General features: G+C 48.0%; 17 protein-coding genes and 1 tRNA gene. 5 read left to right on the top strand and 13 right to left on the bottom strand.

The window, feature by feature from the left end; all coding sequences use genetic code 11:
• Positions 1-491: 491 nt before the first annotated feature.
• Positions 492-1994 (top strand): YifB family Mg chelatase-like AAA ATPase, encoded by a 1503-nt coding sequence (locus JMW05_RS06130; RefSeq protein ID WP_201504455.1) that lies wholly within the window; start codon positions 492-494, stop codon positions 1992-1994.
• 13 nt (positions 1995-2007) lie between these two features.
• Here the strand turns inward: JMW05_RS06130 and JMW05_RS06125 are convergent, their stop codons facing one another.
• Positions 2008-2703 (bottom strand): phosphoglycolate phosphatase, encoded by a 696-nt coding sequence (locus JMW05_RS06125; RefSeq protein WP_201504454.1) that lies wholly within the window; start codon positions 2701-2703, stop codon positions 2008-2010.
• A 155-nt stretch (positions 2704-2858) separates the two neighbouring features.
• Between JMW05_RS06125 and JMW05_RS06120 the strand changes: the two genes are divergently transcribed.
• A complete protein-coding gene (locus tag JMW05_RS06120; protein ID WP_201504453.1) occupies positions 2859-3704 on the top strand; it encodes a DMT family transporter in 846 nt (281 codons plus the stop codon).
• Between the two features lie 10 nt (positions 3705-3714).
• On the opposite strand, the gene JMW05_RS06115 is transcribed toward JMW05_RS06120, so the two are convergent.
• The 3 genes from JMW05_RS06115 to JMW05_RS06105 form a co-directional block, all read right to left on the bottom strand.
• Positions 3715-4215, bottom strand: coding sequence for a DUF4385 domain-containing protein (locus tag JMW05_RS06115; protein WP_201504452.1), 501 nt, complete (start codon positions 4213-4215; stop codon positions 3715-3717).
• A 186-nt stretch (positions 4216-4401) separates the two neighbouring features.
• Positions 4402-4477 (bottom strand) — tRNA-Phe (locus tag JMW05_RS06110).
• Between the two features lie 111 nt (positions 4478-4588).
• A complete protein-coding gene (locus JMW05_RS06105) occupies positions 4589-5005 on the bottom strand; it encodes a hypothetical protein (RefSeq protein ID WP_201504451.1) in 417 nt (138 codons plus the stop codon).
• Positions 5006-5174: 169 nt separating this feature from the next.
• On the opposite strand from JMW05_RS06105, the gene hisB reads away from it, so the two are divergent.
• The 3 genes from hisB to JMW05_RS06090 all read left to right on the top strand — a co-directional run bounded on the left by hisB (position 5175) and on the right by JMW05_RS06090 (position 6965).
• Positions 5175-5837 carry an imidazoleglycerol-phosphate dehydratase HisB gene (gene hisB, locus JMW05_RS06100; RefSeq protein WP_201504450.1) on the top strand — a complete coding sequence of 221 codons (663 nt, stop codon included), beginning with the start codon at positions 5175-5177 and terminating at the stop codon, positions 5835-5837.
• Positions 5837-6481 (top strand): imidazole glycerol phosphate synthase subunit HisH, encoded by a 645-nt coding sequence (hisH, locus tag JMW05_RS06095; RefSeq protein WP_201504449.1) that lies wholly within the window; start codon positions 5837-5839, stop codon positions 6479-6481. Before hisB ends, hisH begins: the two co-directional genes overlap by 1 nt.
• A 139-nt stretch (positions 6482-6620) precedes the next feature.
• Complete coding sequence (locus tag JMW05_RS06090) at positions 6621-6965, top strand: hypothetical protein (protein WP_227691460.1); 345 nt, start codon at positions 6621-6623, stop codon at positions 6963-6965.
• A gap of 76 nt (positions 6966-7041) precedes the next feature.
• On the opposite strand, the gene JMW05_RS06085 is transcribed toward JMW05_RS06090, so the two are convergent.
• The 9 genes from JMW05_RS06085 to JMW05_RS06045 form a co-directional block, all read right to left on the bottom strand.
• Complete coding sequence (locus JMW05_RS06085) at positions 7042-8364, bottom strand: valine--pyruvate transaminase (RefSeq protein ID WP_201504447.1); 1323 nt, start codon at positions 8362-8364, stop codon at positions 7042-7044.
• A gap of 430 nt (positions 8365-8794) precedes the next feature.
• The gene (locus JMW05_RS06080; RefSeq protein WP_201504446.1) at positions 8795-10807 is read right to left on the bottom strand and encodes a DUF262 domain-containing protein; all 2013 of its coding nucleotides are present in this window, start codon (positions 10805-10807) and stop codon (positions 8795-8797) included.
• A 2-nt stretch (positions 10808-10809) separates the two neighbouring features.
• Positions 10810-12522, bottom strand: coding sequence for a DUF262 domain-containing protein (locus tag JMW05_RS06075; RefSeq protein ID WP_201504445.1), 1713 nt, complete (start codon positions 12520-12522; stop codon positions 10810-10812).
• A gap of 164 nt (positions 12523-12686) precedes the next feature.
• A complete protein-coding gene (locus JMW05_RS06070) occupies positions 12687-15281 on the bottom strand; it encodes an ABC transporter permease (protein WP_227691459.1) in 2595 nt (864 codons plus the stop codon).
• Complete coding sequence (locus tag JMW05_RS06065; RefSeq protein ID WP_201504444.1) at positions 15278-15964, bottom strand: ABC transporter ATP-binding protein; 687 nt, start codon at positions 15962-15964, stop codon at positions 15278-15280. The genes JMW05_RS06070 and JMW05_RS06065 overlap by 4 nt, the downstream gene beginning before the upstream one ends.
• Positions 15961-16824 carry an arylesterase gene (locus tag JMW05_RS06060; protein WP_201504443.1) on the bottom strand — a complete coding sequence of 288 codons (864 nt, stop codon included), beginning with the start codon at positions 16822-16824 and terminating at the stop codon, positions 15961-15963. The genes JMW05_RS06065 and JMW05_RS06060 overlap by 4 nt, the downstream gene beginning before the upstream one ends.
• 110 nt (positions 16825-16934) lie before the next feature.
• The gene (locus JMW05_RS06055) at positions 16935-18188 is read right to left on the bottom strand and encodes an MFS transporter (protein ID WP_201504442.1); all 1254 of its coding nucleotides are present in this window, start codon (positions 18186-18188) and stop codon (positions 16935-16937) included.
• A 114-nt stretch (positions 18189-18302) separates the two neighbouring features.
• Entirely contained in the window at positions 18303-18548 is a 246-nt protein-coding gene (nqrM, locus tag JMW05_RS06050; protein ID WP_201504441.1) for a (Na+)-NQR maturation NqrM, read from the bottom strand.
• A 116-nt stretch (positions 18549-18664) separates the two neighbouring features.
• Positions 18665-19780 carry an FAD:protein FMN transferase gene (locus JMW05_RS06045; protein ID WP_201504440.1) on the bottom strand — a complete coding sequence of 372 codons (1116 nt, stop codon included), beginning with the start codon at positions 19778-19780 and terminating at the stop codon, positions 18665-18667.
• Positions 19781-19856: the final 76 nt, after the last annotated feature.

Below are 19856 nucleotides of genomic sequence, written 5' to 3'. Positions count from 1 at the left end.
ACTGGGCGGACAGTGGTGGGCGCGTCAATTGCGCTCGCGCTTGAGTCTTGCGGGGATTGTGGGTGCATAGCCACTCCTTATTGAACCATAGGGCGTGTCTTCAATTCAAACGTCCGTGACTAAATAGGCTAAAAATGGCTAAACCTTCGGCAAACGGTGTCAAATAGCGGGTCAATATCTTGATATTACCTGCGCTATTTTCCTTATTTGCCTGCGATTTATCTCATTTTTATCGCCATTTTTAAAATAAAGACATGCTCTAATCAAATACGAACCATCATGCCGCCATTACGCTACTGGCGAGCATGACAGCGCGCTTATTATACCAAATCCCTATTAAAAGTAGGTATATCTGTTATGGATAATATAAAAACAAATGCGGTCTAAATACAAATAATGTCCACCAAAAATCTAGCACAATACACAACATTTGCACGCTTATAGAATATCTTTTATTATCAAGGCATCTACCCTTTGGAGTCGTTGTCGTTATGTCCTTTGCTCAAGTTTATACCCGCTCAGTGGTTGGGCTGCACGCGCCGCAAGTCATCATTGAAGTGCATCTGTCTCAAGGGCTGCCTGCCTTGACCATTGTCGGCTTGCCTGCCGCTGCCGTGCGTGAGAGCAAAGACCGCGTGCGCTCGGCAATTATCAATTCAGGCTTTCAATTTCCAAACAGACGCTTGACGATTAATCTTGCCCCCGCTGATTTGCCCAAAGATGGGGCGCGCTTTGATTTGCCCATTGCCCTTGGGATTTTGGCCGCCAGTGGACAGCTGGAGCTTGAGCGCTTGCGTGCGTTTGAATTTATGGGGGAGCTGGCACTAAACGGCGATGTGCGCCCTGTAACAGGCAGTCTGGCAGTGGCGCGGGCGCTGTGCGCAGAAAAGGACACCGCGCGGGCGCTGGTCGTACCGACGGATAATGGCGAAGAGGCGAGCCTCGCTGGGGACATCACGGTACTTGGCGCACCGAGTTTGCAGGCGGTCTGTCAGCATTTACGCGCAAACGATGATGCGGCGGATGTACTGCCGACCATCACGCCGAGCAATGTGTCAAGGCGCGCCAGTTACAATGTCGATTTAGCCGATGTCAAAGGACAGCACCATGCTCGCCGTGCGCTAGAGATTGCGGCGGCTGGCGGGCATTCTTTGTTATTCGTAGGACCACCAGGCTCAGGTAAAACGCTGATGGCGTCACGGCTGCCGACCATTTTGCCTGAGCTGTCCGCTGAAGATGCGCTGGAGGTCGCGAGCACCTATTCGGTCGCAGATAGTGACTATTGCTACGGCAGCCGACCGTTTCGCCAAGTGCATCATACGGTATCGGCGGTGGCGCTGGTCGGTGGCGGCTCGCGTCCTCGCCCAGGAGAGATTACTTTGGCGCATAAGGGCGTGCTGTTTTTGGACGAGTTACCCGAATTTGACCGCACGGTGCTGGAGGTCTTGCGCCAGCCGCTAGAGTCCAAAAACATCACCATCAGTCGTGCCAATGCACAGTTGACCTTTCCTGCCAACTTTCAGCTGATTGCCGCTATGAATCCGTGTCCCTGCGGCTATGATGGTGACCCGTCGGGGCGTTGCCGCTGTCGTCCTGAGCAGATTAAGCGCTATCAAGACAAGCTGTCAGGCCCCTTGATGGATAGGATTGATTTGCACATCACCGTGCCTGCGCTGCCTGTCAGCGACTTACAAAACCAGCAAGGCGGCGAACCATCGGCGCAAGTGCGCGCCCGCGTCGAAGCAGCCAATATCCAGCAATACACGCGACAAAACAAAGCCAATAGCGAGCTTAGCCCAACCGAGCTGGACAATTATGTGGTGCTCGGTAGCGGAGAGCAACAACTCATGCAAATGGCACAGCAGCGCCTCAACCTATCGGCGCGTGGCTATCATCGCGTGCTGCGTGTGGCACGCACCATTGCTGACTTGGCAGGCAGCGCACAAGTACAAAGCGCCCACTTATCGGAGGCGCTCAGTTATCGCGGTGCCTAGTTTTATTTTAAAATTATAGGATTAGGTCATCAGACAATAGCCACGCGGTCAGTTTAGCAAAGCTATCAAACACATAGGTCGGCTGACTCTCGCTAATCGGCTGCCCGTAATTGTAGCCATAAGTCACGCCAACCGTATCGACGCCCGCGCGTTGACCTGCCAAGATGTCATTGACCGAATCACCAATCATCAGCGCTTTATCCGCCGAGATTTGTAGCGTCTCGCACACATGATGTAATGGGGCGGGGTCAGGCTTTTTTTGCGGCAAACTGTCGCCGCCCATGACCACAGAAAAATGCGCTTGCCAGCCAAGCGCTTCTAAGATGTGCGGCACAAAGCGTATCGGCTTGTTGGTCACCAGCGCCAACGTATAGCCTGCCTGCTTGAGCTGAGCAAGTCCTGTATCCACATCGGGATAAGCCGTGGTCTGGCTGACATCATGCGCGGCATACACCTCTAAAAATATCGCCTCTGCGTCATCAATCTCACTCGGCGCGAGCGTCTCACTGACGATACGCTCACCACTTAGCGCGCGCGCGACCAGCATGCGTGAGCCATTGCCAATCCAGCCTTCAATGGTCGACAGTGGGTACGGCTCGCGCCCCAACTGCTGCAGCATCTCGTTGGTGGCGGCAGCGAGGTCAGGCACACTATTAATCAGCGTGCCATCAAAATCAAACATTAACAGTTGTTTATTATCTATTGTCATTATTGGTCATCCATCGTTGTTTTGGCGTATTATTGATTGTGGCTGTTATCACTCATCAAACAAATGACTTATTTTGTCTCGTCGTGATGAGCGTTAAAAAAGCGAAAAACGTAGACCATGACGTCTACTGTCTCATAAAAATAAGGATGTTGCTCATGAGTACCTTGGTGTTTTTTGCCGTTATTGGCGCGGCGATTCTGCACGCTGCGTGGAACGCATTGGTCAAAAGCGGTGCTGATAAAAAAGTCAGCATGGGGGCGGTGGTTTTGGGACACATGCCCATTGCCGTGGTGGTTTTATTCTTCGTTCCCATGCCTGCGCTTGCCAGTATGCCATACCTAGCGGCGGGTATCTTGCTGCATTTTGGCTATCAGCTGTTCTTACTAAAATCCTATGAAAAAGGCGATTTAACCCAAGTCTATCCGATTGCCCGTGGCTCCGCGCCGTTGATTGTTGCGCTGTTTTCTGTGGTCGTTTTGGGCGTTCAGCTCGATATGCTACAGACGCTCGCCATTTTGATTATTGGCGGCGGTATCATCAGCCTTGCCTTGGTCAGAAAATCAGACGGGCAACAAAACGCACAAGCTGCACGGCTCGCCTTAACCACAGGTCTGTTTATCGCCAGCTACTCTTTGATTGATGGTCTTGGCGCACGTCTTGCTGGCACGTCGCTTGGGTTTTATAGCTGGTTGACCATCGGTAACGGTTTGCTGATGGGCGCTTATTTGGGCGTTGGTGCACGCGCGGCGCTAAAAACCATCGTCACCAAAGGGCGCAAAACCTTTTGGTTCGGTGGCGGCGCGTCTTTTATCGCCTACAGCATCGTGACTTGGGCATTTACGCAAGCGCCGATTGCATTGGTCACAGCCTTACGCGAGACCAGCATCGTCTTTGCGTTACTGCTTGGGGTGTTTTTCCTAAAAGAGCGGCTGAATTTAATGAAAGTCTTTTCAACCTTTACCACCTTACTCGGCGTGGTGCTGCTGCGTTTTGCCAAATAACAAACCGCGCTTATCCATCGTCTTTATAACGCTCGCGGTGCGTATCTTTCATGTCTAAATAGGTTTGGTTTTCGCGGCACTTGTCCCATTTTTCCTTAAAGATGCGTGCCGATTCGGCTTTGATGGGGTCTTCCTCTTGACGTGGCAGCTCTTCGCGTCCATGTGCGCCGCTTTGTCCTTTTTTATCGTCAGGCACTGCGCCCTTGTACTTTTTGCCGCCTTTATGATTGGCATAGCGGCGGGCGCGGGTGTAGCCCATCTGCAAAAACTTACGCGCCATATCCGCGCCGACAAAATCATCATCGGCCAAATAATCCAAAAACATCTGATAAATAACATCGCTGCTCTCTTGTGCGACATCAGGTGTGGCAAAGCGCCAATGCGGCAAGATTTCTGACTTGTACGGCTCGACCAACAACACGCCCTGCTCACCGCGTCCGACACGATACAGCTCAGGCTGCGCGCGCAGGTCGAGGTTTTTATAATCCAGATCGTAATCAAATTCGCGCATGAGTGTATCCTTGTGACAGATAGCCCAGTATAGCGAGGCGCGGATAATAAAAAACACCCCAACTCTGTGCCGACTGTGTGCAAAATACGTTACCGCCGAAAAGCGATGTAGCAAAGGCAAAACCAACACGCATAAAAAAACCCCAAATACCGAAGCATTTGGGGTTTTTTCATATCTGTTAACGAATGGTGGCTCGAGGCAGGATCGAACTGCCGACACACGGATTTTCAATCCGTTGCTCTACCGACTGAGCTATCGAGCCGTCTTCGTTGAGGTCGCTATTAAACTAAATATCCGCGCCTGTGTCAACCCTTTTTGCCAGACTTTTTATAAAAAGGTCAAAATAGTTGGTTTTTGCGCCATTTTGGACGACTTAGCTCTTTACGCGCAGCAAATCGTATTCACTCATGATTTGGTGAATCAATGGCTCGGCGGGGATGAACTCGCGTGTACCACGGCGCACTTCGGCGTCATAAACCATTTTAATGAGTTTGCCCTCGATACCGCGATTTTCATTTTGCGGATGCACGCTTAAATATTGCAAGCGCTTGGCATCGGTCTGCCCGTCATTAAAGCAGGCGAGCGCCGCGATGGGCTTGTCATTAAACATCCCGACATACAAACAGCCACCGCGATGAAAGCTCGTAGCAATGACATCTAACGCCTCAGGCGCGTCAGGGTGGCTGTGCTGGTAGAGCGCTTGTAAGCGGGTGTGCAGCTCATTGGGGCTGCTGGGCTTTTTGATGATGGGCGCATCTAGGCGGGTGATGGGGCGCGCTTCTAATGGCATGACAGCTCCTAAGGACAGAAAACACAAGGTCAAAAAAACAGGGCAGGGCTATTTTAGCAGAATTGCGCAAATTTGCGCCTCAGTTACGCGCGTAGCGTGGCGGTCGGCGTTGGGGTTTGCTATGATGAATGACATTTATTTTTCGCCATTTTAGCTATAGAAGGTCGCTATGACAGCCAATACCCCTGCTTCTTCTACCCAAACGCCCCAAGCTACCACGCCAGCCCACCAACACGGTCGTGCGGCGCGTGTCGCCACCGTTGCCCGCGATACCGCAGAGACGCAAATCAGCTGTACGGTCAATCTTGACGGCACAGGTCAAGGGGTGATTGATACGGGCGTGCCGTTTTTGGACCATATGCTCGACCAAATCAAGCGCCACGGTCTGTTTGACCTTGATGTCAAATGTACAGGCGATGTGCATATTGACGACCATCACAGTGTGGAAGACACGGGCATCACCATCGGACAGGCATTTGCCAAAGCGCTCGGCGATAAAAAAGGCATTCGCCGCTACGGGCACTATTATGCGCCGCTTGATGAGTCACTGTCACGCGCGGTAGTCGATATTTCAGGGCGTCCAGGACTACACATGGACATTCCGTTTACCCGCTCGCACGTCGGCAGCTTTGATGTCGATTTGTTTAGCGAATTCTTTTATGGCTTTGTCAATCATGCGTGGATGACCGTGCATCTGGACAACCTAAAGGGCAAAAACAGCCATCACCAGATTGAGAGTATCTTTAAAGCCTTTGCCCGCGCCCTGCGTATGGCGTGCGAATACGATGAGCGTGCGCTGAACACCTTGCCATCGACCAAGGAGGCGCTCTAATGGCTCAAACGGTCAAAGTCGCGGTACTCGATTATGGCATGGGCAACCTGCACTCAGTCGGTAAGGCGCTAAGCGTCGTGGGCGCAGAAGTATCTGTGACCAACGACCCAAAAGTGGTCGCCGCCGCGGATAAAATCGTCTTTCCAGGGGTCGGCGCGATGCGTGACTGTATGGCGGGCATGCGCGAGGCGGGCATTGATGCGGTGGTAAAAGACGCGGTGTTTAATAAGCCTGTACTCGCCATCTGTGTGGGTATGCAGGCACTGTTTGCCAGCTCGGCAGAAAATGGCGGCACACCGTGCCTCGATATCTTGGGCGGTGAGGTGTTAGCCTTTGACCCGACATGGCGCGATGCGGCAGGGGATACGATTAAAGTCCCACACATCGGCTGGAATACCGTGAGCGAGATGGACAGCGCGCACCCGCTATGGCAAAACATTGAGGACAACAGTCATTTTTACTTTGTACACAGCTATTATTGTGCGCCTGAGGACAGCAGCATTGTCGCGGCGGTGTGCGACTATGGGCAGCCATTTTGCGCAAGTGTATTAAAAGACAATCTGTTCGCCACCCAGTTCCACCCCGAAAAGAGCCATACCGCAGGCTTGCAACTGCTCAAAAACTTTGTTGAGTGGGACATTTAACACACCTGCTGCAACTGACTTACCATTGCTGTACCAAGCATCCGTGCTTGGGTAAGATAAAGCGCGTATGGTGCAGGCAGTCATTATTGTCATCAGCGGATACGCGTCCGCATAGATGCTTGTTTGGAGTTGCTCGACTGTGCCCTTAGAGTTTTATATTCTAAAAACCAATATCGTTGATATGACTGGTTTAGAGCGTGATGCCTTACACATTTATATTGGCATCATGGTGTACGTGGCGCTGATGTGGCTGCTCCGCCGTTTTTTACCGCACTATAAAGCGGCATTGCTTGCGCTGGCAGGCGTCACCGTGGTCACGCTCATCGGTGAATATTTGGACTTACGTCAGCAGGTGGATTTTGGTCTTGAGATGCGTTTTGGCGACAGCATTCATGACATTATCAATACCTGCTTTTGGCCGTATGCGCTGTATGCGCTTGGCAGATGGACGACGTTGTTACAAACGCCGCGCCGCTACCGTTAACGGGTCTCATTCATAGAGAACGAGCAGCACAAAAAAAGGGCACTTGATAGCGCCCTTTTTATTGCCTATGAATTATCTATTTTGCCGCGTCATCATACACCGCACGCACCACCTCGCCGATGCCTTTAATACCCGCAATCAAAGTCGCCTCGTCCGCCGCGATGCTCATACGGATGCACTCATGCGCGTGCTGGAAGTCGCTGACATCAATACCCGGGAAAAAGTATTCACTCGGCACAATCAGCGTGCCATTTGCCTTTAGGCGCTGATACAGCTCAAGGGTGGTAATCGGCAAGTCCTTAAACCAGAGCCATAAGAAAATCGCGCCTTCAGGCTTATGAATCACCAAGGGATAGTCGCCCAGCTCCGCTTTTAGATTGGCAACGGCAAGGCGTGCCTGATTTTTATAAAACGGCTTAATCTCATTGTCTGACAAGTCTTTGATGGTGTCGTCTTTCACCAGCGGCGTGGCGATTGCCGCGCCAAAGCGCGTGGGCGATAGGTTGACCACCGCATTCATCGCGCTGATGGTCTCAATCACTTTTGGCGCTGCGACGATGATGCCCGTACGCACCCCAGGCAGCCCGATTTTTGAGAGGCTAAAGCACAAGATGGTATTGTCATTCCAGTTCAGCGTCACGTCCGAATAGATGATGTTCGGGAACGGCATGCCGTACGCATTATCAATAATCAGCGGCACTTCATAACGCGCCGCAAGCTCGCTCAAATGCGCCATCTCGTCATCAGTCAACACATTGCCTGTCGGGTTGGTCGGGCGCGAGCAGCAAATCGCGCCGATGCGTCCTTCTTTTAGCGCAGGCAAGTTCTCTAGCGCCTCAAAGTCCACACGGTATTTAAAAAAGCCCGTCTCACCCTCGTGCGTCACGTCTTCAATGTGCGGCGGCACGGACAAAAAGTGCTGACCATCGACATGCACATCGCTATAGCCGATATATTCAGGCGCAAGCGGCAGCAAAATCGATTTGTGTACCGTCTCACCATCTTGCACGAACTCGCCGCCAAACAGGTTAAACAAGTAAAAAAACGCGTTTTGTGAACCATTGGTCAACGCGATATTCTCGCGGGTCAGCTGCCAGTCATAATGACGGTTAAAAAACCCAACCAGCGCATCAATAAAGCCTGCGTCCCCTTGCGGGTTTGAGTAGTTGCTCATGCTGCTAAGCGCCGTGCTGGCAAGCCCATTGCCATCCGCGCCATCGTCCCCAAGCGCCTGATAGGTACGCAAAAACACCTCATTAATCGCCTCAATACGCGCAGGATTGCCCCCGCCCAGCATATTGACAGGCTGATCGCTCTTGAGCGCGTCGCCCAAGTCGTCCATCAACTGTGAGATACCCGTTTGCTCTGTAAATTGTTGACCAAATTTTGAAAAATTCATAAGACTACCGTGAGTGTAAGAAGTTTTGCGGTTGATAGGGTGTGGCTAGTATAGCAAAAGGTGGGGATGAGGGGAGGGGTGGTTTAGGAGGCGTTGGAAAATGAAAACACCCGCGTGGGTAGCGGGCGTTTTATATATAGTCAGTTCACTATAAAATCGATACGATGAGATTAAACGCTATTTTTCGCAGCCTCTAGAGACGTAGCCACAGCAAGCAAAAAAATAGCGTTGAATCAAATGAATTTATTGTCCTGTATCTCTTTTATTTAGACTGGACTATAAGCTACTCAAGATAATAGTTATATAAGTACATTCCCTGTTGTTAAGGTTAAACCGCTCTCTAGTCAACTATCGTTAGTTAGTCAAAAGTCTATTAAGTAATAATGGCATTTAAAGAAGTAAATTCAGCGAATAGCTATAAATTCATTATCTAAACAACCTTTGTACTGCCCTCAAGATTACGAGGACGAATGCTTTTGAGTAAGTAACAAAAACTATTATCTTCAGCTATGGCAATATAGTTAGATTTAGCATCGTCTAGCAACTTTCTTTCTTTAATTAGTCTATACTTCCAATTAGGAAATCCTTCAGGTTTATCGAATTCGATGGCGATCTCTTGCATGTCCATGGTCTTAAGCTGATAGATCAACTTTTTGAAAAATTCAGCGTAACCATAATTAAGTAAGTACTCAATTTCTCTATAATTATCTATTAATTTGCGCTTATTCATTCCTTCAAGGTACCAATAGGACTGCCAATAATCATAAAAATTATAGCTTGAGTCAACCTCAATAGTTAGTAAGGCTCTTCTTAGGTCATTAGTCAAACAACTTCTTTCGCTCAAATATTTAAGAAAAATTGCTGATATATCAGAAAAATTTTCATCATCAAAGTTATTAAAGTCCGCTTCGTATTCTATACAATCAAAAATAAAACCTAGACGACCACGTAGAGTATCAGTATCTTCTAGCTTATGAATAAAATTTTTTCTAGTAGGGTCTTCTAGTATGAGATGTGCTTTAGCTCTTTCCTCTTTAATCTGTGAATCAGAGAACCTCGAGGCAATATGATTAGAATGATCAGCTAAAAAGACGTAGATATTAGAGCTACCTTCAGATAAGTCGGATATCAAATTCAGAACCCCTGTGAACGCTTGAGGGCTTCGAATTATACTATTCCTATTACCTGTTGCTTCAATATTACCAAAAGCAATAATATTTCTAATTACTCTCATCCAGTTATTATATAATTCAGAATCAAATTTTTTGCTCTCATTTAAGTTCTCAAAATACTTTATTTGAGCAAATAATAGTACTTTCTGAGTATAAGAGGCTTCGGATGTATTAGTTAAAACTTCATGAAGCAAGTTAACTTCTGGTTGATGTTCAAAAAGTTGCAAATTAATATTTTTTTCTAAAAATTCAGGATAATTATCAGCTAACAAATCAAAATAATTAATCAATCTTTTAAAGACTAATAAATCCAAACGTTCAATAGTAATATTATGCGAATTGTCTTGCAGGAATCTAATTAAATCACTATTACTATCAGATTTCTCACTAAAAGCTGAATCAACCATAGTTACGAAAGCTATAAACCGTACAAAGGATTCATCTGTTGATGTATTTACTCTAAAGTTACTCCAAAAAAAATCAGTCCATTTTGTATCGATTTTGACCTTAAAAGTATCTTCAATATGTATATTGTCTTCCCATTTATTATCAAAAACTTTTTTTTCTATACCAGCTTTTAGGTTCTCGAAAGTAGTTAAAAGTTTACCTCTAGCATTCATTTTAATATATAAATCATCTGTTAAACCTAAGTTTTCAAGTTCAATATAGTAAAATTTAATAATGTTATCTTTGGTTAACTTATTCCATATATCTTCTATATCATTAAAATTTTGATGAATATCATCAAGCGTATTTAGCATGGCACTAATGGTAGGATCACTTTTCCATGATAAGAAAAACCAAGACGAGTCTTTGATCATCGTACTAAAAATTTTTGGATCAGGTGAAGTACCTATTTTAGATTCTAAGTCATAGAAGTTACTCAAGTTATCTACTAGTTCTCTACAAAAATCGCGCGAAGTCATACGTGTTTCATAAGAGAAATTTTTAAGTAAATTATATTCGTTATAAGGAACTTTATCTACCATGCATACATAGCAATGAAGTAGAAAAAGTGTGGTTAAGCGCTGTTGTCCATCTAAAGGTTGGAAGTTATTATCATCTATACTTCCATATATAAAATCTAACATAAGAACTTCGTTTTTAGACAAACTATCATGGAGAGCTTTAAGGAACTTAGTTCTTACTTTTTTTTGGTTATCTCGACCTTGAGCATAATCTCTCTGAATAATAGGCACTTCAATTGGATATTTTTCAAGTAATTGATAAAAAGTCAATAATTCGCCTTGATATTTGCTTTCATTTTCCATAGTCAACTCTTAATATAGTTAAATTCTTCTAAAGTTTTAATTAAATCTTTTTCATAGTTGTCTTTATCTTCATCAGTCCAAAAAGATATTTTTGGAGGATAAGAACTAAAATATTTAAGAAATAAGTTTTTTGTACAAATAGGTATAAAAATACCTTTTTTGTCTCTATCGATAATGGTTTTTCTTTTAATTGGAAAAACAGCATTTTTATAACTTCTATTAGTAGTAGAGTCTAAAAGAGTTAAGTTAAATAAGCTGTCTATGTCATCGTCTAGATTTATCTTAGAGTTAAAATGATCATTTATTTCTTCAAATAGTACATTAAAACCTTCTGTATCATTATTATCCCAGCTGTCAATTCTATCTATTAAACCACTTTCAGGATCTAGTATTTCTACATCTATAAAAATCTTCGCATCTTGTAACCATTGTTGTTTATTTTTATCGTCTGGTATTTTAGTTTTAATTGAGGTTATGTGTTCAATATCCCATTTCTGATTTTCATATAAATTAAAGGGAAAGTATGAATTGTCTGTATCGCTAGAAAGCATAGTTATAATGTTATATAAAAGTAAGACTTTTCTAACATTTTTTATATCACTATATTCTAAGTCTGTTATTGTTATATTCTTTAAACTAAGCTTTATCTTTTGGTCTAAGTAACTTTCAAAATCTGATTTTTTCATATTTGTAGATTCTTTATATAACTCCTTAATACTTACTATATTAACAGATATCAAATAGCCAATTTTATGGTATAGATTTCTTTCATTAAACCATTCATAGAATCTATTATAATAGTCTTTAATTTCATGCCAGTTTTTGGATAAAGCCTCATTATCTGATGATTTGAATTTACCATTAAAAAACCTAAATGTAGCAAGGTTATCATTAGGATCAATGTTTTCATTCATCAAGTCAAAAATAAATTCTATACGATTAATGAATTTAGCTTCCTTGTTCAGGAAATACCAGAATCTATCATCTTGTAGCGAATTTTCAATTCTATCCCATTCATTTGCTATTTCTAATTGGCGGAGTTTTAATTTATTGTCTTGTTCTATAAAATTAGAACTATTTAAGAACAATGCTTTTATTAATTCCGAGTTAGTAAGTGGTATTTTACCTATGTTAATACGAGAAAATATCGAGATAGAATCGTTCTCTATACTTTCATACCAAATAACTTTAGACTCAAATTTAAATTTAGAGCGAAATTTAAATTGATCAAAAATATGAGTTTCAGACTTATCTTCAAACCACTTCGAAATAGCTATATAGGCTTTAGATATATAATAGAAGTCTATATTATCCTCTTTTACTTTCTGATTGTCTTCTAAATTTTTTAAGAAGTAACCAGAGTTTGGTCTGGTTTCATAATTTAAGTCGAAGATTTTATCTCTTTTGCTTTCTTTAAAATCTTGGTTCAAATAATAAAGTATTAAATAAATTGTAGTTAGTCTCTGTTGTCCATCTATGACCTCAAAAGAATCATCACAAGATTTTTTTATTACTATAGGTTGTAAACAATACCAAGTATTACTATCAGGATCAGAATCAATAGGCCGAGGTATGAAGCTATCAATATCATTCAATAGTTCTAATACTTCTGTTTCAGTCCATCTATACCCTCTTTGATAGGCTGGTATCATAAAACTGTAATCTCGAAGCTCGTTAATTGTCTTAAGCTCTAAAGTGTTATATTTAGTTTCCATAATCATCATTGTCACAAATTAGTTAAAAACTTATCACTATTTCTAACAGTTTTTGTAATTAAATACAATGTTTAATTTTCTTATTTGATAAGTACTTTTTTAGTACTATGAAGTGTAAATTTAATTGGCAAATAATAGTGAATAGCAACTGTTCACTATAACTCCTAAATCATCGCCCGAACCCTTGCCATAATCCCGCGCCCAATCACCAAGCGCACATAGACAATCGCAATAATCAGCAGCACCGCGAGTAGGGCAGCCAGCCCAAGTGCGAGGGTCAGCCACGGCATACTAAAGCGCAAATCAAACCAATAGGTAATCAGCAGCCACGCGCCAGCGGTCGCAAGTGCGGTCGCAAACACCGCCGCACTCATCCCAAGGACACCAATCTCTAGCATATTGAGCGCGTACAAATCGCGCTTTTGCATCCCGAGCAGGCGGAACGACGCGCTGTCTTGAATGCGCTCTTGTGATGTGGACAGTAAAGAGCTGATGAGCACCATCAATCCCGTAAACAGCGCGAGCAAGGTAAACACATACACGAGGCGGCTCATCTGCTGCACCAGACCCTGTATCTGCTCGGCGACCTGCGCGCCATTGATGGCGGTGATGCTCGGGAACTGCCGCGACAGCACGCCCTGAATCTCGGCGATGCGCGCATCAGGGACGTGCGCGGTGGCAAACTGGATTTGCGGCGCTTTGGACAAAAAGGTCGGCTCAAATAAGAAATAAAAGAACGGACTCGGACCGCGCTCATAGCGGGTACGGATACTGCTGATGGTGCCTGTGACCTGAATGCCTTGGATATTAAACACCAGCGTGTCGCCCATACCCACGCCCAGCATCTCGGCGGCGGTATCGAGGATGGACAGCGGCTGCGCCTCTTGTAGGCTCGGCGCGGTGTCGCCGCTGCTCTCAGGATACAGCGCATCGCCATTGACACTGTCGGTGACAAATTCGGTCTCCATGAGCGTGTCGGTATAGCTTAGATTAAATACCCGCGTGGGGTCATCAAAGCCTTCTTTGGTCTCAATCTCAGCGGCAGGCACACCGTTTGCGGACAGCAGTCGTGCGCGTATCACAGGGTAATATTGCACAGGCACGCCGAGCAAGTCATTAATTGCGGTATGCTGCTCGCTCTGCACATCGAGCAAAAAGATATTGGGCGCATCGTCAGGATAAGCGGTGATAAACTGCGTATTGATGCTGTGATTGAGCGCGGCAATCAAGGTCAGTACCGCGACCGACAGCGCAAGGGTGACAAAGAACAGCGCCGATTGATTGCCCTTACGCGCCAGATTGTGTACCGCCATGCGCTGCATCCAGCCTGTGCGGTAGCGCTTAGCAAGCCATGCCAGCGCGCCCAGCCACAGCCGTGCAATCAGCCAAAACACCCCGACCAAGACAATAAGCGCGGCAAACAGCTGCGCGCCCAGACGCAAAGACGCCACTTCATACGATAAAAACGCATACAGCCCCGCACCGACTATCAGCGTCCATAGAATAGACTTGGGCGAAAAGCGTGTGCTTTCTTCTACATTGCTGTGTCCGTTTAATAGCGCAATCGGTTGGGCGCGGCGCAATAAGCCAAGCGCGCGATAGGTGATAATCACGCTCAGCGCAACGGCGATGGCGATGGTCTTAAGCACGCTCAATGGCGCGACCGTCAAGCCGAGCTCGGCAGGCAAAATCGCCGCCATATACGGCTGTGCGAGGGGCAATAGCGCACTGCTTAGCAGCAGCGCAATCCCTGAGGCGAGCAGCGCCATCATCACCATCAGGCGCTGATAGCTGCGCTCAATCTGCGTGCGCGTCTCACCGAGGGCGAGGCGCATGGCGTTGGCGGCTTGTTGCTTGGTGACAAAGGCAGTGATGATGCCATACATGGCGACCGCCGAGAGCAGCAGCACCGCGATGACCAGCAGTTTTAAGAACAGCAGCACATTGTCCGAGATTTGCGACAGCGAGGTGTCGGCGTCACTGGTGTCGGACAGCTCAATATTGGGATAGCGGGTGAGGGTTTGGGTGAGGTTGTCTTTGAGCTGCGCCTGGTTGTCAGGCGTTGCCGCGATGGCGATGCGGTAGCTGACACGGCTGCGCTGTCCCAGCAGTTCAGTTTTATCAAGGTCGGCTTGGCGCATCATCACCCGCGCACCGATACCAAAGGCGCTGAGCGGACGGTCAGGCTCAGTGATGAGTACATCCGCAATGGTAAATTCGGCTTCACCGATGCGTACCGTATCGCCAATCTTTGCGTTCAGTCCCGTCAGCACTTCAGGCGCGACCAGTACCGTGTTTTCTTTTAATACCTCATCAAAGGGTTTGTCCGATTGCAAGCGCACATTGCCATACAGCGGGTAGGCGGGCGAGATGCCTTTAAGCCTTGCTAAGAGCGTATGCGTGGGCGTAATCAGCATCGCGCTAAACTGCTCGTCATAGACCACATCGTCTTTATCGAGCGTATTGACGGTTTTTAGTACTTCGGTAGGCCATTCTTGATTGCCGCTTAGGACGATATCACCCCCCAGTAGCGCGCGCTGATTGTCCGTCACGTAAGTGTTGACCGTTTGCTGGATAGAGTCGAGCGCGAGATAAGTGGCGAGTGACAAGCTTAAGGTCACTACCAACAACACAGGATAGACCCACAGCCGCCACCAGCTGCGCGTCAGGGCCTTACTGCCCAGCGTGCCTTGTAGCCATTGCGATAGCGCGTTTGTCTTGGGTAGGGCAGCGTCGGGTGCTGGGTTGGTTTGCTTCATGAGTCTTGTATCCGCCCATCGTGCATGACGATGACACGGTCGGCGAGCTTGGCAAGCGCCGCATCGTGGGTGACGATGACCAGTGCCGCGCCCACTTCACTGCGTAAGTCTAAGAGCAGCTGCATGACCTGTTCGGCATTGTGCTCATCAAGGTTGCCTGTCGGCTCATCGGCAAACACAATCTGTGGATTGGCGACCAAGGCGCGCGCCACCGCCGTACGTTGCTGCTCGCCGCCTGAGAGCTGGGCGGGCAAGCTGTCGCGGCGATGGGAGAGACCAACCGCTTCAATCAATGCATCGACCCGCGAAGGGTCGGGACGGCGGGCAATGTCTAAAGGAAAAGCGATGTTTTCTGCCACGCTCAAGGTCGGTAGCAGATGAAACGACTGAAACACAAAACCCATTTGCTGCTGGCGAATCGCGGCAAGCTCGTCTTCACTTAACTTATGCAGCGCTTGCCCTGCCAAATGTACATCGCCCGCATCAGGATAATCGAGCGCGGCGAGCAAGCCAAGCAAGGTCGATTTGCCCGAGCCAGACTTGCCCATGATGACCACAAATTCACCTGAATTGACAGTGATATCCACCTCTTTAATGATGGGTAGAGACTGCGTGCCCACTTGTACGGTCTTGGTCAGGTTGCGCCCCGTCAATAACGGCGCGCTGTCGGTAGCGTTGGTCACTGGCTGCTCCCTTCGCTTGGTGTGTCGCTTGCTTTTTCATCCATGGTGTCATTAAGGATGGGCAGTAGGGCGGGCAAGATATTGTCATTGACCACGATGCGGTAGCCTTCAGCGGTCGGGTGAATGGCGTCACTTTGGTTCAGTTGTGGATTGGCGGCGACCCCTTTTAAGAAAAAGGGGATTAGCGGCACGTCCATATCTTTTGCCACACGCGGATAAATCGCGGCAAAGTCCGCCACATAGCCTGAGCCAAGATTGTCATAGATTTGCATCCCGCCCAAGATGACCTTGCTATTGTTCTCGCGCAAGGTTTTGATAGCGGTGCGGATATTGTCTTCGATGATGGGCACATCGATACCGCGCATGGCATCGTTCGCGCCGATGATGAGCAGGGTAATGTCAGGCTTGGTCTGCGATACCCAGTCGAGGCGATTGACCATGCCTGTGCTGGTCTCACCGCTCAAGCCTGAGTTAATCACCGTCACGTTGGGATAGCCCATGTCTTTGAGACGCGCTTCTAGTTGCGCGGGGTAGTTTTTGTCTGCATCGACGCCGAGACCTTCGGTTAAGGAGTCGCCAAGCGCCAATACCGTGACTTTTTCATTGCGTATCTCGGTGGGCGTGGCGGTGCTGTCATTGATGCTATTTACCGTTGGGGCTTGGGTGCTGGTATTGTCTGCTGTGCTGCTATTGACGGTATCGCTGGTGTCGTCAGCGCTCTTTTGGCAGGCGCTCAGCCCCAATGCGCCCGTCAGCATCACAGTGCTGATGAACCAAAAAAGGCGTTTGCTTGCAGATTTGATGGTCAGTGTTTCGGTTGGTTTGCTGGCTGGTATGTCGGTGCGGTCGTGCCCTGTCATGCGCTTGTCCTCTTTTTTTATCCATCGAGTGTATCAAAAAAGCCGACTGACAAACGTTGTCCAAGTTTTATAGAAGGTGTGTTTTTAATGAAACGGCTGTCACGCGCCATTCACTCGTCACTGGCAGTGCCATCAATCATCATGGGTCGACTGACTTGCCATGCCAAAAGCACATTGATAATCATCAATACCAGCATCAGCCATAACGCCAGCTGCCAACTGCCCGTCTGTTCATGCAGCCAGCCGCTGCCCAAAGGACCAAAAAATGCCAGCAGATAACCGACGCTTTGCACCATACCCGACAAGGTACTCGACTCCTCAGGCGTGTGCGTGCGTATGGAGAACAGCATCATGCTTAATGTAAAAATAAGTGAGCAGCCAAGCCCCATAAGCATCGACCATAACCACGCCAGCGTCACCGAGGGCGACAGCATCCCCGCCACGCCGACGACGTTTAATACGGCTGCGCCAACGGACAGCGTCCGCAGCATCGAGTAGCGGCTCATCAGCCACGTCAAGCTGACAATCGCGATAGGACCCATAAACTGAAACAAAGACCCCATAGAGGCGGCTTGGGTCGCGGACAAGCCTTTGGACAGCCAAATGGATGGCAAAAAACTGGCCACGGTATAAAACAGCAGCGACTGGATACCCATAAATATGGCAATCTGCCACGCTAAAGGGATGCGCCACATAGAGCGCGCCGCTTTTTGAGCCGTGCGGGTCGGGCGCTTAGCGGCAGTGCCGAGATGTCGCTTCAGCACCCACCACACCACCAGCGCCGCGATACCGAAGCCTGCCCACGCGCCCAGCGCCCACTGCCAACCGACACGCTCGGAGAGCGGCAGCACGCTACCTGCCGACACCCCTGCCGATAAGGTCATGGTCAAGCTGAGCACGCCAGTCATCAGTGAGATGTGCTGCGGGGCATGCGCTTTGATAATCGGAGCCGCAAGGGTATTGGCAAAACCGATGGCGAGCGTCAGCACTGCTGTACCAGTTAAAAACCCCAGCCAAGAGACCCACACCACGCGCAAGATGATGCCGAGCGTCAACAGCCCAATCATGGCAATCAAGATATTCTCAAGACCATAGCGGCGACCCAGCGCAGGCGATATTAACGAGCCCAAGGCAAATGCCAGCATCGGCAATGCGCCCAGCCAACCAATTTGCATGGCGGATAAGGACAGCGCCTCTGAGATAACAGGGGCAATCGAGCCGAGCGCCACGATGGGAGCGCGCATGTTAATGGCGAGCAATATCAGCGCCGCAATCAACAACCAAAAGGTCAATCGGCTGGTGTTGCTGCGAGCAGTGGTGGCTGGCGGGCTGGTCGGCTTAGAAGTGGCAGGCGAAACGGACATGATGACCTCGTGTCATCGACGGGTACATACAGCGCTTGGCTGCGTTAGGCGGCAAAGAGTATGAACGCCGCCACAAAGGGCAGTGACAGAGTCACAGGTGATGGGAATATGGGCTTATACCGATTTGCCGAGCTGGGCTGCTTTTGCCGCAGTCTCTCGTTGCTCCGCCATCAGTGAATCGCACTTGTTGGGGTCATCACCACAGAATGAACATCGCTCGTCGCCCATCAGCTTAGCCACACCGCCGCACGAGCCTTTGAGTGGCTGTTTTTTGACCATATAGCCAATACCCATAAATAGGAAAAACAGCACAAACACGCTAAAGGTAATGGCAAGCATAGGAAGCAATTGACTTAACATAATAAAACCTCAGTGCCAAAAAAATGAGTCAGTCACCCAAAGAATACAGGTAAATATCAAACAGGGTAACTGACTGTAGTATAACAAATTTTGTTCATCAAAGAGCGACTGGGTGGTTACGGTGCTTTGTCCGCACGTAACTGCTGCATGGCATCGGTTTGTACCACTTGCCAATCATCAGCGCTGTGCTCAGATTTATTTAACGGCACATCGTCTTTGGGCACGACAAATAAGGCGGCGATATTGTTTTTCTTCGCCGTCTCTAGCGCTTTTGGATAAGGCATGGCCGTCAACGCGGTTGCCCATGCGTCCGCCACCCCGACAGAATCGGCAGACACCGTGACCGAAGGCGCACCGCCGACGATAGGTTTGCCCGTCAATGGGTCGATGGTGTGGCTGTAGCGCTCCCCACTAAAGACGATAGAGTTGCGATAATTGCCTGAGGTGGCAAGGTGCATCTGATTGTCCGACTGTATCGGCTGGCGAATGGCGGCGATGGTCACACGCTCGCTCACCGTACTGCCTTGGATGGGTGCGTCAATGGCGATTTGCCACGGTTGTTTTTGTGCATTGACGCCCAAGGTCGATACCTCACCGCCAATCTCAACCATATAGTTGATGACGTTATAGCGGTTTTTGAGCACATCGGCGATGACATCCACGCCATAGCCTTTGGCAACGGCCGAAAAGTCCAGCCCCACACCGTCTTTGGTCTTATACAGTTGCTTGTCTTTTTCGATGACCGCATCAAAGTCAATCAGCTGATAGGCTGCATTGATTTCTTCGGCACTTGGCGGACTTTGCAGGCGGTCGACGGTCATGGTGCTGCCAAAGCCCCACGTCTCAATAAGTGGCAACACGGTCGGGTCAAATGCGCCGCCCGATTGCTGATACACCGTGCGTGAGATGTCGAGCACGCGCGCAAAATCATCGTCGATGGCAATCGGCGTATTGGGCGCTAAGCGATTAAATTTTGAGATGGTCGAGTCTTCTTGATAGGTCGACATGCTCTTATTAATCTCTTGTAAGCGCGCGTCAATCGCTGCTTTGACCTCAGTCTCATCCGCGCCTTTAGGCAGCTGATAGCTGATGTGGTAGCTGGTGCCCATCGTTTCACCTTGCAGATAGTCGTACTCTACCTTTTGGTCACAGGCGCTCAGCAGCACACCCGTTGAGAGTACCAATACACTGTGACGGATGGCGATGGCGGTTGTGGATTTTTTTACAGACATAAGCGAATCCAAACTAAAAAAAGGAATAAAAAAAAGAGCGCCATGACTGACGCTCCTTAGGTACATTATCGGGTAC

This window comes from Psychrobacter aestuarii (assembly GCF_904846035.1).
Lineage (GTDB): Bacteria > Pseudomonadota > Gammaproteobacteria > Pseudomonadales > Moraxellaceae > Psychrobacter > Psychrobacter aestuarii.
The sequence above is the reverse complement of the archived record's forward strand: the minus strand, read 5'-3'. Positions and strand labels throughout refer to the sequence as shown.

Coding starts and splice junctions, on each gene's coding strand:
- JMW05_RS06120 (WP_201504453.1), top strand. CDS start 2,859: ATGAGTACCTTGGTGTTTTTTGCCGTTATTGGCGCGGCGATTCTGCAC.
- JMW05_RS06085 (WP_201504447.1), bottom strand. CDS start 8,364: ATGAATTTTTCAAAATTTGGTCAACAATTTACAGAGCAAACGGGTATC.
- JMW05_RS06060 (WP_201504443.1), bottom strand. CDS start 16,824: ATGACAGGGCACGACCGCACCGACATACCAGCCAGCAAACCAACCGAA.
- JMW05_RS06055 (WP_201504442.1), bottom strand. CDS start 18,188: ATGTCCGTTTCGCCTGCCACTTCTAAGCCGACCAGCCCGCCAGCCACC.
- JMW05_RS06045 (WP_201504440.1), bottom strand. CDS start 19,780: ATGTCTGTAAAAAAATCCACAACCGCCATCGCCATCCGTCACAGTGTA.
- hisH (WP_201504449.1), top strand. CDS start 5,837: ATGGCTCAAACGGTCAAAGTCGCGGTACTCGATTATGGCATGGGCAAC.
- hisB (WP_201504450.1), top strand. CDS start 5,175: ATGACAGCCAATACCCCTGCTTCTTCTACCCAAACGCCCCAAGCTACC.
- JMW05_RS06105 (WP_201504451.1), bottom strand. CDS start 5,005: ATGCCATTAGAAGCGCGCCCCATCACCCGCCTAGATGCGCCCATCATC.
- JMW05_RS06075 (WP_201504445.1), bottom strand. CDS start 12,522: ATGGAAACTAAATATAACACTTTAGAGCTTAAGACAATTAACGAGCTT.
- JMW05_RS06130 (WP_201504455.1), top strand. CDS start 492: ATGTCCTTTGCTCAAGTTTATACCCGCTCAGTGGTTGGGCTGCACGCG.
- JMW05_RS06125 (WP_201504454.1), bottom strand. CDS start 2,703: ATGACAATAGATAATAAACAACTGTTAATGTTTGATTTTGATGGCACG.
- JMW05_RS06070 (WP_227691459.1), bottom strand. CDS start 15,281: ATGAAGCAAACCAACCCAGCACCCGACGCTGCCCTACCCAAGACAAAC.
- JMW05_RS06115 (WP_201504452.1), bottom strand. CDS start 4,215: ATGCGCGAATTTGATTACGATCTGGATTATAAAAACCTCGACCTGCGC.
- JMW05_RS06080 (WP_201504446.1), bottom strand. CDS start 10,807: ATGGAAAATGAAAGCAAATATCAAGGCGAATTATTGACTTTTTATCAA.
- nqrM (WP_201504441.1), bottom strand. CDS start 18,548: ATGTTAAGTCAATTGCTTCCTATGCTTGCCATTACCTTTAGCGTGTTT.